A 12990-nucleotide genomic window follows, 5' to 3' on the forward strand; every position below is an offset into this window, starting at 1 on the left:
GTATTTTATTATACACGTTATAAGATAACATCAAAATCCAGTAGTAATTTACGTGATGATTAATATACAGCAGCTAAGTTTTAAATGGCAAAAACAACAAGTCAAACCCACTTTAGCAATTGCAACACTTAGCATTGCTAAAGGCGAACATGTGTTTTTACATGGCCCTAGCGGCTGTGGTAAATCCACTTTATTATCGTTACTTGCAGGTATTAACCGTCCTACATCAGGCCAATTGAGTATTTTAGGTTGTGAACTGGGTCGATTAAGTAAAAGTAAATGCGATAAGTTTCGCGCTGAGCATATTGGGTATATCTTTCAAAATTTTAATTTACTACCTTACTTATCACCGATTGATAATGTCACATTAGGTTGCCAATTTTCAAAATCACGGCAAAAAAAAGCATTAATTAATAGTCCAACCCTTAATCAAGAGGCCTCAAGGCTATTAAATGCACTGGGCTTAGACGAGCAATTACACCAACAAAATGTGGCTAGCTTGAGTATTGGTCAGCAACAGCGAGTCGCGGCGGCGCGCGCTTTTATTGGCAGCCCCGAATTGATAATTGCCGATGAGCCAACGTCTGCTCTTGATGCAAACAATCGCCAGTCCTTTATCAACTTACTTTTTACACAAGCAAATGAAGCGAATAGCACCTTACTTTTTGTCAGCCATGATATCAGCTTACAACCGCTTTTTAATCGCAACATTGATTTACTGTCGCTACAGGAGCAAGGTAAATGATCCTCTTAAAACTTGCTATTAGTAGCTTATATAATCGCCGCGCTAGTGCATTCTTAACTCTGTTTACTATTGCTGTTAGTGTCATGTTATTGCTGAGTATTGAGCGAGTACGGGTTGATGCCAAAAGTAGTTTTAGTAATACCATTTCTGGTACTGATCTAATTGTTGGCGCTCGTACCGGAGATATACAGCTGTTATTGTCTTCGGTTTTTCGCATCGGTCATGCTAATAATGGCGTTAGCTGGCAAAGCTACCAATATATAAAACAGCAACGCGGCGTCAACTGGACCATTCCGCTATCACTAGGAGATAGCCATAAAGGCCAAGCGGTACTGGGCACCTCCGCTGATTATTTTCAACATTATAAATTTGCTAAAAAGCAGCAGCTTAGGTTTAGCCAAGGCCGCGCCTTCGCCCATTTAAATGAGGTCGTACTGGGCGCGCAGGTAGCAGCCAAGCTAGGCTATTCGCTGGGTGATAGTATCGTTATTTCACACGGTATGGGTAATACCAGCTTTCATCATCATGATGATAATCCTTTCACTGTGGTTGGCATTTTAGATGCGACAGGCACGCCAGTTGATAAAACCCTACATATTCCATTAGCGGCTATTGAACTGATCCACAGCGGTAACCACACCAGCCATGAACATGAACATGAACATGAACAGCATGATGATCTAACAGGCGAACCTAAGCAAATCACCGCGTTTTTAGTGGGTTTTGATTCTCCGCTTTATACGTTACAAGTAAGGCGTAATATTAATCAGTACAAACCTGAAGCGTTGCTTGCCATCATGCCTGGTGTAACTTTGCGTGAGCTATGGGAAATGCTGACAATTGTTGAAAAAATCTTGTTGCTGTTTTCTATCGTAGTGGTACTCGTGAGTCTGCTAGGCATGCTAACGACCCTATTGGCCAGCCTTAACCAACGCCGCCGCGAATTGGCCATTTTACGCTCTGTCGGTGCGCGTCCTTGGCATTTATTCACATTGATCAGCATAGAATCACTACTGATAACCTTTTTAGGTTGCCTAGTAGGTTGTGGGTTATTTTATTTATTAATGTCTCTTGCCACAGGTTACTTGCAAAGTAATGCCGGCATCACAATCACCATTGCGATGCTATCGAGCTATGAACTGGTATTGATCGGCGCTATTATGGCGGCCGGCTTTATCGTTGGTTTGATACCAGCCACCCGCGCCTATTTTTACTCATTGTCTGATGGCATGAGCATTAAAATTTAAGAGGAATATCATGCAGTACTTTCAAAAGCTCACTTTGCTTTGCTTAGTTATTTTTAGCTTTGGTTATAATTTTAGTAGTTATGCCAATGAACCAAAAGAAATTTTTTGGGAAGATTTAATTCCTAAGGGACATGTACAAATAGATACTCAAGATCAAGCTAGCCATGAAGGTACAGAGCAAAATTGGGTGCAACCTGATCTAGATGCACCAATTGTTAAGGAACTCAATGGCCAATCAGTCAGCTTACCTGGGTTTGTAGTACCTCTTGAAGGTGACAGCGAAATGATTACTGAGTTTTTATTAGTGCCTTACTTTGGTGCTTGCATCCACGTGCCACCACCACCACCGAATCAAATTGTTCATGTGACAATTAAAGGCGGCGTGCCAATTGAAAGTTTGTACGATGCCATAGTCGTTACCGGCGTCATCAGCACTGAAACCTGGAGTGGCGACATTGCACAAGTGGGCTATAAAATGACAGCCGTCGGCGTTGCACCGTTTGAGCTGTAACTCAGATACATACCTCAGGCGTGTTGTTCCCAGTGCTGCAAATAGCAGCTCTCAAGTGCAACATGCCTTAACTTATTTTTGGCATTGACTACAGTACACTGTACTACGTTGCCCTAAACGAATTTCTGTTAATGCTTTCTTACATACCATACATGGCTCACCTTTGCGGCCATAAACTAATAACTGTTGTGCAAAGTAACCTGGTTTACCATCACTTTGGGCAAAGTCTTTTAATGTCGTGCCACCTTGAGTGATAGCCGCAGCCAAAGTATCTTTAATAATAGGGATTAATTGCTGATAGCGCGCTTGTGATACTTTTCCTGCTTCACGTTTTGGATGAATACCGGCCTTAAAAAGAGACTCGTTAGCGTAAATATTACCCACACCAACCACCACAGCGTTATCCATAATAAATTGTTTGATTGGCACTTTCTTATTTCGTGACTGCTCATATACGCGCTTAGCAGTAAATTCATCAGTGAGTGGCTCAGGGCCCAGTTTGCTCAGTAAGCTATGACATTCTCCGGGCGCTTGCCATAAACAACAACCAAATCGGCGTGGGTCATTTAGTCTCAATGCTTTACCGTTGGCAAATATAAACTCGATATGATCATGCTTTTTTAATGGCTCATTTTGTTCAACAACTCGTAAATTACCCGACATACCTAAATGCAAAATAATGCTGCCCAGTTCACACTCAAGTAGCAAATACTTTGCCCTACGCTCAACAGCTAAAACAGCTAAGTTAGCGATTTTGTACACATCATCCGGCACAGGCCAACGCATATTCGGATTATGAATATTCACCTTTGTAACTGTTTGCTGCAAAATATGTGGGGTGATCCCCATTCGGCTAACTTCAACCTCTGGTAATTCAGGCATACTATTTAGGCTCACTTTGTGAAAAATTGAAACTAGGGAATAAACGCTGCGCAGTTGCTTTATCAAGTGATAACACGCGCTGGTTGCTTTTATCTAATAAATAATAGCCTTGTGGTGCGCTATATAATTGATACAACCAAGGAAGTTGCTCGCCTGCCAACCATACGGTTGCTACAGTCAAAGCTGAGGTATTGTGGAATGCTTGCTGATTATCAGCGACCGACAATTGCATGCTCTGCCATTCATTTACTAATGCCACAAGGTTTGCTGTTGTTGCTTGCCAAAAACTAGCAGGTGCATTATTGATTAATGCAGTGGCGCGCCAAGAAGTGCCTATGCGCTCTATTTTTTGATCGGGAAACTCTAGAGCTAAAATAAAGTTTTGCGCTGGCAATACACTTTGCACACTAGATTGTTCTGAACCACTGTTGAGTTTTGTATGTAATCCATTAAAAAAGAAAATCATCAACAGCATGGAAAAAATAACCACATTATTCCAGCCCCTGCGACCTAACTGCATTTGAGTTCTTCCTAAAAGATTCAATTAGTTAAAGTGTAACCAAAAACATATAAAAATGGCAGTTGAATTTTTTAACTACTGTTAAGACTGAATATTACAAAAAATCACCAACGCGAATGTGTCAAAGTTAAATTACTTTGCTAAAATACGGCAAAATTTAAGGAGTTCCGTCATGTCAATGTATGTAGTGGGTCATAAAATCCCAGATTCAGATTCTATTTGTGGTGCAATCGCACTCGCATATTTGAAAAACCAAATCGAAGAACCAGCAATTCCAACTCGTCTTGGTGAAATATCACCTGAAACGCAGTTTATTCTTGATAAATTCGGCTTTGAAGCACCAGAGCTAAAATTAAGTTATGCCGGTGAAGATGTTTACATCGTTGACCATACCGAAAAAACGCAAGCACCTGATGATATCGATCAAGCTCGCGTTGTTGGCGTTGTTGATCACCATAAACTAGGCGATTTAACCAGCTCTACACCTCTTGAATGCTGGATCCGCCCTGTTGGCTGCTCAAACACGATCATTAAAATGATGTATGACTTCTACAATGTTGAAATTCCAAAAGACATTGCAGGCATCATGATGTGTGCAATTTTAAGTGATACGGTTATTTTCAAATCACCAACCTGCACCACAGCTGATATTAAATGTGTTGAAGCGCTTGCTGAAATTGCCGGCATCGAGGACTTTAAAGAATTAGGCATGGATATGTTCCGTGTTAAGTCAGCGGTTGAGAATACTCCAGCGCGTGATTTAGTAATGCGTGATTTTAAAGACTTCAACATGAACGGTAAACTAGTTGGTATTGGTCAATTAGAAGTTATCGATCTAGCGGTATTTGATGGTATTAAAGCAGACCTTGAAGCTGATATTGCTAAGCTTAAAGAAGAAGGTGGACGCCACTCGGTATTCTTATTACTTACCGACATCATGAAAGAAGGCTCACAAATGCTGATCGTATCTGACGATGCAACACTAGTTGAAAGTGCTTATGGTGTAACGCCCAAAGACGGAAAAGTATGGCTAGACGGCGTACTGAGCCGTAAAAAGCAAGTAGTACCACCACTGCAAGATGCATTTGCAAAGCTTTAAGGTGCTAAATGCTAAATGCTAAATGCTAAATGCTAAATGCTAAATGCTAAATGCTAAAAATATTAACCTTGTGGGTTTTTCCTGCAAGGTTTTTTTATACCTAAAACTTATCAGTTAATATTTGTGCTACACAGGACTCTGCAAATAAGTAATACTTAACATCATAAATAATTAGGTAATATTCATTTATGTTAGGGTTTTGGTACAGTAAGTCTCCGCAATTTGCAAAGGATCACAAAGATTTTTGGCGAGCACGTTTAATCGCCCATTTTTTACTATTTTCAACAGCTTACTTTTTCATTTTAACAGTACTCAATGTTTTCTATTTCGAGCAATTAGACCTTGCCTTAATTGACTGTTTAGGACTTGTTATCTCATTAACTATTTATTTCTGGTTTTACAAATCTGGCAACGTCAATCTAACCGCATGGGCTGTTACATTAATGGCTAGCAGCTTAGCTATATTATTTATAATTTCGGTAGGCGGAAATCCATTCTCAATATTATGGGCTACGCTTATCCCCCCTTTTGCATTTTTTTTAATAGGCAGAAAACGGGGAAGCATCATCAGCGCAATTGCATTCTCTATTTGTGCATACTTAATTTATACACAGCAACAACAAACAATAACCATAGGGTTAGGATCATTATTTAACACTATCGAAGTCAGTATCGCTCATATTCTAATTTTTAGATTTTACGAAAAAACACGTTCGTTAGCGTATCAAAACTTATCTAACCTTAATGACGAAATTAAAAAGTTAGCAGAAACAGACAAGTTGACTGAGTTATATAACAGACAAAAGTTTGATGCAGAGTTATCGGCATTAATAACTAAAAGCGAGCACTCTCAAGCATCTCATTGTTTACTTATGTGTGATATAGACTATTTCAAAAAAATTAATGATACCCACGGGCATTTAGTTGGCGATAAAGTATTAAAAGAGTTTGCCCATCTGTTGCAGCAAAAAATAGGTGAGCAAGCGTTAATCGCCCGTTGGGGTGGTGAAGAGTTTGTAATAATATTACTCAACACTGCTTTGTTGGATGCAGCAAAGCAAGCGAATGAATTAAGGAGTTTAATTAGCTCAAATACAGTTGCCAATATGCCTATCACTATCAGCCTTGGGGTAACCGCTATACAAAAGAGTAATGATAGCGTTTTAAAAGTATTAGAGCGAGCTGATAAGGCACTCTACTTTGCTAAACATCACGGCCGAAATTTAGTTTGCATCAACGATAACAACGCACATGTTACCTGTTATGACACATTTTTAAAATTAGTCGACGATGATATAAACGAATAATACCAATCGACTTAAATATTTAACTATTCTAGCGCGCTAAATAAAGCGCTAACTGCGTTAGTAATTTTTCATGTAGAACAACTACATGTCAAAATTTCTGCCTTGTTATCACTGTATTTTTCTGTCGCTATAAATGGTCAGTAACTTAAAACGATTGGTATAATCTGTGATTCGAGAACGGAAAAACTACGCATTTGAAAAACAAAAAACCCAGCCTAAGCTGGGTTTTTGATATTCATAGAAAACTAAAATTACTTGATTTTAGCTTCTTTGAAAAGAACATGTTTACGGATTTTTGGATCAAACTTTTTGATTTCCATTTTTTCCGGCATGTTACGCTTGTTCTTGTCGGTAGTGTAGAAAAAACCAGTACCAGCTGTAGAAACTAAACGGATCTTATCACGCATGACTCAGGTCCTTAAACTTTTACGCCGCGAGCACGGATTTCAGTAAGAACCGTGTCGATGCCTTTTTTATCGATAATACGCATACCTTTAGTAGTAGTGCGTAATGTTACAAAACGTTTTTCACTTTCAACCCAAAAACGGTGTGTTTGTAGGTTAGGTAGGAAACGACGTCTAGTCGCGTTTCTCGCGTGTGAACGGTGATTACCAACCGCAGGACGCTTACCTGTAACTTGACATACTTTAGACATGTCTATATATCTCCAATAACTTCGCTCGAGCTTAATTTGTCCCCTAGGCTATGTATTTTGTGCCCCAGGGATAAATCGAAGGGCGCTCTTTATACAGCTTATACAGGCAAAGATCAAGTGATTGATCTAATCCAACCAGCTCATGTGTAAATTTGATAGCGGCTAATTATAAAGATCGAATGCCCTTAGGGAAAGTAAAAACTGCATTTAAATTAAACTAATTTGCAAATAAGCACTAAACCGCTCATTTTTAACACGCTAAGTGATTTGAATACGCTTAAATCAAGCCTCGTTCTGCAAACGAAACACAATTATCTCCCCCAACAACGATGTGATCTAAAATATTTATATCGACTAATTGCAAAGCTTGCTGCAATTTAGCGGTAATTAATTTATCAGCTTGGCTTGGTTCAGCAATACCTGATGGATGATTATGAGCCAAAATAAGTGCCGCAGCGTTATTTTTTAAAGCCGCTTTGACGACTTCTCTTGGGTAAACAGATGCCGCATTAATAGTGCCATAAAAAAGTGTTTCTTCTTTAATTAAGCGATTCTGACTATCTAAATACAACACCATAAACACTTCTTGCTGCAAGCCTCGCAGCTCAATCGTTAAATAGTCATATACTGATTGCGGTGAATTAAATACTGCTTCGCGCTGGCATTGCTCCATCATATAACGACGACTCAATTCCAGTACTGCTTGAAGTTGCACAAATTTTGCTGTGCCCAGTCCTTTTTGTGCACAAAAATCATCGATTGATGCATTAAATAAGTTATGCAGTGTTTGATTTTGTGTCATTAAATGTTGTGCTAACTCAACTACATTCATGCCCGGTAAACCCGTTCGCAAAAATATCGCTAATAACTCGGCATCACTTAACGACTTAGCCCCTTTCGCCAATAACTTTTCGCGTGGTCGCTGGCTACTTGGTAAAGAGGTGAGCTGCATTATTTCGTCCCTGAAAAATGATTTATAATTTAACTGTAATGCAAAAATAAAATTTCGCCTGTAAAACTGCGAATAAATTCCATATTAAAACTTCGTCCCCAAGGCAAAGATTTGCTATCGTTAGCGCATATCGACAAACAGTTTTATCAGAGTATGACAAAGTTAATGACCAATTTAGCGACAGAATTAGTAAATAAAAAAATTGTACTTGGTATCAGCGGTGGTATTGCCGCCTACAAATGCGCCGAACTTGTTAGACGTTTAAAAGATCATGGTTGTGATGTCAAAGTGGTGATGACTGAGTCAGCTAAGCACTTTATTACTCCGCTTACCATGCAGGCCGTAAGTGGTGAAATGGTCTCAGACTCTTTGCTCGATCCATCTGCTGAAGCCGCTATGGGCCATATTGAATTTGCTAAATGGGCTGATTTAATATTAGTCGCTCCTGCCACATCTAATATCATCGCAAAAATGGCAGTCGGCATTGCAGATGATTTACTCACCACTTTATTGCTGGCAACACCCGCAAAAGTAGCAGTGGCGCCTGCAATGAATCAACAAATGTATGCCCACCCAGCAACTCAAGCTAACTTAGCAACTTTAAAACAGCGTGGCATTGCAATTTGGGGCCCAGGTAAGGGTGAACAAGCATGTGGTGATGTAGGTGCAGGGCGAATGCTTGAACCACATCAGTTAGTGGCACTATGCACGCAACCTTCGCAACCGCAACTACTAGCTGGTAAAACAATTACAATCACCGCAGGGCCAACTCGTGAGCCACTTGATCCGGTGCGTTTTATATCTAATCACAGCTCTGGGAAAATGGGCTTTGGGCTTGCACATGCGGCAGTTAGTTTAGGAGCAACGGTTAACCTGATTTCAGGTCCGGTAACAATTGCGCCACCACCAGGTGTTAACCTAATTAACATTGAGACCGCTGAGCAACTACTTGAACAATCGCTTATTTTTGCTCCAAAGTCGGATGCTTTTATTGGTTGCGCCGCGGTTGCCGATTATCGCGCCGCAGCGATTGCCGAGCAAAAAATGAAAAAACAAGGCGATGAACTGACACTCACTTTAGTTAAAAATCCTGATGTAATTGCCGCAGTTGCTAGCCTTACAGAGGGTCGCCCATATACAGTTGGCTTTGCCGCAGAAACTCAAGATGTCGCAAGCTATGCGAAAGGCAAACTCAGCAATAAAAACCTCGATATGATCTGCGCTAACGATGTATCACAAACGGGCTTTGGTTTTAATTCAGATCATAATGCTTTAACACTGTTCTGGCATAATGAACAAAAAGAACTGCCCGTCGATACCAAAAGCGCATTAGCACTGAGTGTAATGAGTGAGCTTGCTAAACGATTGTAAAAAGGCTGGAAAGAAACTGAATAAAACATTAACATAGCCCTTATCGCTTGCTCAAAAAGTGAGTGATAAGTAGCCGCCAAAAGCTAAGTAAATAATTATAAAGAAAGGAATGTTCATGCCTGCGACAAAAAGAAGTAATCGCAAAGAGCAAATACTACAAGCACTCGCACAAATGTTAGAAACCAGCCCAGGTCAACGTATCACCACAGCAAAATTAGCTGCTGAGGTAGGCGTTTCTGAAGCTGCGCTTTATCGTCATTTCCCGAGTAAAGCACGGATGTTTGAAGGCTTAATAGAGTTTATTGAAGACACTTTGTTGTCGCGCATAAATCTCATTCTTGAAAACGAAAAAGAAACTCAAAGCCGTATCTATAATATTTTATTGCTACTACTGGCATTTGCTGAGAAAAATCCGGGGATCACTCGTATTTTGACCGGCGACGCCTTGCAAGGTGAGCAAGAACGCTTGCGTGAGCGTGTACAAAGCTTGTTTGAAAAGCTTGAAACACAACTAAAACAAGTACTACGCGAGCGCAAACTTCGCGAAGGTAAAACCTTTCAAAGTGATGAGTTAACCATTGCAAACTTTTTACTTGCTTACATTGAAGGCAAGATGAACCAATTTGTCCGCAGTGACTTTAAAGCAAAACCTAGCGCGCAATTTGAAAAACAGTGGTTAGAATTACAAAAAATATGGCTTTAGCTCCTAGCTCCTAGCTCCTAGCTCCTAAAATTATTAACCTTGTCGGTTTTCCTACAAGGTTTTTTTATAAATGTTACTTTCAACCTTTATTTTCGACCGCTTATCGTTTCTACTCGAATTGTTGAACAAACTCGTTATGATGATGCAGATGAAACAAAACGAGAAGTAACAATGAAAGCACAACTTTCCCTACTCAGCGTAGCACTGGTTGCAAGCCTTGGTAGTGCCACGGCATCCGCAAAAGAGCCGCTACAATTTAAAGATGTATTCGATTTCAAAGCAGCTAAAACAACGCAATTATCTGAAAATGGTGAAGTACTGAGCTTTAGTGCAACCCCATATCGTGGCGATGCAACAGGCCAAGTCTATACCTTAAACAATAATAAATTACTTGCAGAAATTGAGCGCGGCACTAAACCTCAGATCAACAAAGCAGCTAACTGGGTAGCATTCACCCAAGTCCCTACTTTGCTTGAAAAAGAAACCACAAAAAAGAAAGACACCTTAAAAAACAATCTAGTACTCGTTAATACAATAACGGGTGAACAACAAGTCTTTGAGAACGTAAAAGACTACCAGCTCTCTGATGATGGTCACTGGTTAGCTTATCGCTTTGATGAAAAAGCAGATAAAGACGCTGATAATAAAGATATTGATGACACAAAAAACACCGCTAAAACCAGTGAAATCAAACCAGATAAGAAAGACAAAGCGTTTGAGCTCATTGTTGTAAATTTAAAAGACAAAACAACTCATACAGTAAATAGCGTATTTAGTTACGCAATCAATACATTTGGCAGCGAGCTTCTGGTCAGCCAAGGCTATCCTGACGGTAACGATAACCAAGTAGCATTAATTACATTAAACCAAACATTTGATACGAGTGTATTAATTGATGAACCAGGCGTGGTGGCAAATAAAATAGCTTGGCATCCAACTAAGAATATTGCCGCATTTACACTGGGTAATTATGTGAATGACGATATGCGCCGTCGCGATCATCAGCTAAAACTGTGGCAAAACGAACAGCTTACAAATATTGCTGCTCCTGAAAAAGATTGGACTATTGGTAAAACAGCAAAATTGAGCTGGTCTGAAGACGGTGAACGCTTGTACTTTGAGAATCATCCTAAGTTAGCGGCAAAAATTAAAGAAAAGAAATACACAGATCAAGCCTCGTTATTTGATTACGATACGATACGCGACCAAAAAGGCCTCCACGTTTGGCATAATAACGATGCCGAAATTAAACCCCGCGAAGAGCAACAATGGAAAGAAATCAATAAAAACCGCCATTATCAAGCCGTTTACCATCTTAATGGCAAACAAGTTGCGCAACTAAGTAACACTGACATGCCAGATTTGGCAATCAATACCAACAATCGCACTGCGTTACTTGGTTCTTCAAATTTACCTTATCTCAAACGTATTATGTATGGCGGTTTTTTTGCTGACTACTATGCAGTCAATGTGCAAAATGGTGAGCGTAAAGCAATTATCAGTGATTATCCGTTTAGACCCAGCCTATCACCCAGTGGACAATTTGCAGCTTACTTTGAAAATAGCCAAGTACAGCTTAAAGACTTAGGTAACAATAAAGTCAGTACCTTAACAACAGCGATTAAAGCAACGTTCGCCGATGATCAGCACGATTACCCTTCAACTCAACCGGGTTATGGTTTTGCCGGTTGGTTAGCTGATAGCAGCCAAGTGCTGGTATATAGCAAATACGATATCTGGGCATTTGACGTTAAAACCCTCAAAGCCACACGCCTTACACAAGGCAAAGAAAACAACACGCAATATCGAGTCATCAAACTTGATAAAGACCAAGTTGGCTTTAAACAAGATGAAACTTTACTACTTAGCGCTACAAACTTACAGCAAAAGCAAACTGAAATCACAAAACTCAATCTTGCTGATAACTCGATCAGCAAAGTATTAAGCGGTAAAAAACGTTTTGACGTGGTAAAAAAAGCTAAAAATGCCGATAAATACCTATTCACTGAGCAAACTTATCAGCAGTTCCCTGATTTTTATCAAACTGATTTTAGCTTTAAAAATCCACAACGCGTTACTAACTTAAACCCACAAGTTAACGACTTTGCGTGGGGGCAAAAACCGGAGCTAATTAACTATAAAGGCTTTGATGGCGAAGACTTGCAAGGCGTATTGATAAAGCCTGCGGGCTATAAAAAGGGCGATAAAGTGCCAGTGGTGGTGTATTTTTACCGTTATATGAGTCAACGCATGTTTGATTTCCCTAAAATGGAATTAAACCATCGCTCTAATTTCCCAATGTTTACTTCGAACGGTTACGCAATTTTCTTACCTGATATTCGCTTTGAAATTGGTCACCCAGGTAAATCATCAACGCAAACCATGATCAACGCCACCCAAAAGCTGATTGATTTAGGTATCGCTGACCCTGATAAAATTGGCTTGCAAGGGCATTCATGGGCTGGCTATCAAAGTGCCTTTATGATCACCCAAACTGATATGTTCAAAGCGGTAGTATCGGGTGCGCCAGTGTCAAACATGACCAGCGCTTACAGCGGTATTCGCTTAAAATCAGGATTAGCGCGTCAGTTCCAATATGAAACTGGGCAAAGCCGTATAGGTAAAACCTTGTTTGAAGCGCCAGAGCTTTACATCGAAAACTCACCGGTATTCTTCGCTGATAAAGTAAATACACCAATCTTAATTATGTTTGGTGATAAAGATGATGCTGTACCATGGCACGAAGGCGTACAGTATTATTTAGCGCTGCGCCGTGCAGGCAAAGATGCGACGTTTTTGCAGTATGAAGGTGAACCACACCACTTAAAGAAATTCCCTAACCAAGTGGATTTTTCAATTCGGATGATGCAGTACTTTGATCACTACTTAAAAGGCAAGCCTGCCGCTAAGTGGATGACCGAAGGCGAAGCTTTCATTGAAGAATAAGCAGCCATAAACTAAAACGCCCAGCAAATGCTGGGCGTTTTTTATTTACCTA

13 protein-coding genes are annotated in these 12990 nt (G+C 40.0%); 8 read left to right on the forward strand and 5 right to left on the reverse strand.

From position 1 onward, the window contains the following. Window positions 1-55 precede the first annotated feature (55 nt). The 3 genes from H5182_RS05140 to H5182_RS05150 are packed head-to-tail and all read left to right on the forward strand — an operon-like array spanning window position 56 to window position 2503. The gene (locus H5182_RS05140; protein WP_182759656.1) at window positions 56-745 is read left to right on the forward strand and encodes an ABC transporter ATP-binding protein; all 690 of its coding nucleotides are present in this window, start codon (window positions 56-58) and stop codon (window positions 743-745) included. Further along, window positions 742-1992 carry an FtsX-like permease family protein gene (locus tag H5182_RS05145; RefSeq protein WP_182759636.1) on the forward strand — a complete coding sequence of 417 codons (1251 nt, stop codon included), beginning with the start codon at window positions 742-744 and terminating at the stop codon, window positions 1990-1992. The genes H5182_RS05140 and H5182_RS05145 overlap by 4 nt, the downstream gene beginning before the upstream one ends. 10 nt (window positions 1993-2002) lie before the next feature. Then, window positions 2003-2503: a DUF3299 domain-containing protein gene (locus H5182_RS05150; protein ID WP_149983159.1), complete on the forward strand. Its 501-nt coding sequence runs from the start codon at window positions 2003-2005 to the stop codon at window positions 2501-2503. 72 nt (window positions 2504-2575) lie between these two features. On the opposite strand, the gene mutM is transcribed toward H5182_RS05150, so the two are convergent. Together mutM and H5182_RS05160 are read right to left on the reverse strand one after the other, a co-directional pair. After that, window positions 2576-3385, reverse strand: coding sequence for a bifunctional DNA-formamidopyrimidine glycosylase/DNA-(apurinic or apyrimidinic site) lyase (mutM, locus tag H5182_RS05155; RefSeq protein ID WP_145234708.1), 810 nt, complete (start codon window positions 3383-3385; stop codon window positions 2576-2578). Window position 3386: 1 nt separating this feature from the next. Next, complete coding sequence (locus H5182_RS05160; RefSeq protein WP_145234706.1) at window positions 3387-3905, reverse strand: hypothetical protein; 519 nt, start codon at window positions 3903-3905, stop codon at window positions 3387-3389. 172 nt (window positions 3906-4077) lie between these two features. Between H5182_RS05160 and H5182_RS05165 the strand changes: the two genes are divergently transcribed. Together H5182_RS05165 and H5182_RS05170 are read left to right on the forward strand one after the other, a co-directional pair. Further along, complete coding sequence (locus H5182_RS05165) at window positions 4078-5004, forward strand: manganese-dependent inorganic pyrophosphatase (RefSeq protein ID WP_182759637.1); 927 nt, start codon at window positions 4078-4080, stop codon at window positions 5002-5004. Window positions 5005-5192: 188 nt separating this feature from the next. After that, window positions 5193-6311 (forward strand): diguanylate cyclase, encoded by a 1119-nt coding sequence (locus H5182_RS05170; RefSeq protein WP_182759638.1) that lies wholly within the window; start codon window positions 5193-5195, stop codon window positions 6309-6311. 251 nt (window positions 6312-6562) lie between these two features. Here the strand turns inward: H5182_RS05170 and rpmG are convergent, their stop codons facing one another. The 3 genes from rpmG to radC form a co-directional block, all read right to left on the reverse strand. Further along, on the reverse strand, window positions 6563-6718 hold the full coding sequence (gene rpmG / locus H5182_RS05175) for a 50S ribosomal protein L33 (protein ID WP_004335545.1): 156 nt from the start codon (window positions 6716-6718) through the stop codon (window positions 6563-6565). 11 nt (window positions 6719-6729) lie between these two features. Then, the gene (gene rpmB, locus H5182_RS05180; RefSeq protein ID WP_004335549.1) at window positions 6730-6966 is read right to left on the reverse strand and encodes a 50S ribosomal protein L28; all 237 of its coding nucleotides are present in this window, start codon (window positions 6964-6966) and stop codon (window positions 6730-6732) included. 277 nt (window positions 6967-7243) lie between these two features. Further along, window positions 7244-7918, reverse strand: a complete 675-nt coding sequence (gene radC / locus H5182_RS05185) for a DNA repair protein RadC (RefSeq protein ID WP_145234702.1) — start codon at window positions 7916-7918, stop codon at window positions 7244-7246. Window positions 7919-8071: 153 nt separating this feature from the next. Here radC and coaBC point away from each other — a divergent pair, with 153 nt between their 5' ends. From coaBC to H5182_RS05200, 3 genes are all read left to right on the forward strand, one after another. Continuing rightward, on the forward strand, window positions 8072-9289 hold the full coding sequence (coaBC, locus tag H5182_RS05190) for a bifunctional phosphopantothenoylcysteine decarboxylase/phosphopantothenate--cysteine ligase CoaBC (RefSeq protein WP_182759657.1): 1218 nt from the start codon (window positions 8072-8074) through the stop codon (window positions 9287-9289). 115 nt (window positions 9290-9404) lie between these two features. After that, a complete protein-coding gene (gene slmA / locus H5182_RS05195; RefSeq protein ID WP_145234700.1) occupies window positions 9405-9992 on the forward strand; it encodes a nucleoid occlusion factor SlmA in 588 nt (195 codons plus the stop codon). Window positions 9993-10163: 171 nt separating this feature from the next. Continuing rightward, complete coding sequence (locus H5182_RS05200; RefSeq protein WP_182759639.1) at window positions 10164-12938, forward strand: prolyl oligopeptidase family serine peptidase; 2775 nt, start codon at window positions 10164-10166, stop codon at window positions 12936-12938. The last annotated feature ends 52 nt before the right edge of the window (window positions 12939-12990 follow it).

This window comes from Pseudoalteromonas sp. SG44-17, assembly GCF_014164235.1.
Classification (GTDB): Bacteria; Pseudomonadota; Gammaproteobacteria; order Enterobacterales; family Alteromonadaceae; genus Pseudoalteromonas; species Pseudoalteromonas rhizosphaerae.

Excerpts from the sequence above, each read along its gene's own strand:
- H5182_RS05140 (WP_182759656.1), top strand. The coding sequence starts at position 56 with ATGATTAATATACAGCAGCTAAGTTTTAAATGGCAAAAACAACAAGTC.
- H5182_RS05145 (WP_182759636.1), top strand. The coding sequence starts at position 742 with ATGATCCTCTTAAAACTTGCTATTAGTAGCTTATATAATCGCCGCGCT.
- H5182_RS05150 (WP_149983159.1), top strand. The coding sequence starts at position 2,003 with ATGCAGTACTTTCAAAAGCTCACTTTGCTTTGCTTAGTTATTTTTAGC.
- mutM (WP_145234708.1), bottom strand. The coding sequence starts at position 3,385 with ATGCCTGAATTACCAGAGGTTGAAGTTAGCCGAATGGGGATCACCCCA.
- H5182_RS05160 (WP_145234706.1), bottom strand. The coding sequence starts at position 3,905 with ATGCAGTTAGGTCGCAGGGGCTGGAATAATGTGGTTATTTTTTCCATG.
- H5182_RS05165 (WP_182759637.1), top strand. The coding sequence starts at position 4,078 with ATGTCAATGTATGTAGTGGGTCATAAAATCCCAGATTCAGATTCTATT.
- H5182_RS05170 (WP_182759638.1), top strand. The coding sequence starts at position 5,193 with ATGTTAGGGTTTTGGTACAGTAAGTCTCCGCAATTTGCAAAGGATCAC.
- rpmG (WP_004335545.1), bottom strand. The coding sequence starts at position 6,718 with ATGCGTGATAAGATCCGTTTAGTTTCTACAGCTGGTACTGGTTTTTTC.
- rpmB (WP_004335549.1), bottom strand. The coding sequence starts at position 6,966 with ATGTCTAAAGTATGTCAAGTTACAGGTAAGCGTCCTGCGGTTGGTAAT.
- radC (WP_145234702.1), bottom strand. The coding sequence starts at position 7,918 with ATGCAGCTCACCTCTTTACCAAGTAGCCAGCGACCACGCGAAAAGTTA.
- coaBC (WP_182759657.1), top strand. The coding sequence starts at position 8,072 with ATGACAAAGTTAATGACCAATTTAGCGACAGAATTAGTAAATAAAAAA.
- slmA (WP_145234700.1), top strand. The coding sequence starts at position 9,405 with ATGCCTGCGACAAAAAGAAGTAATCGCAAAGAGCAAATACTACAAGCA.
- H5182_RS05200 (WP_182759639.1), top strand. The coding sequence starts at position 10,164 with ATGAAAGCACAACTTTCCCTACTCAGCGTAGCACTGGTTGCAAGCCTT.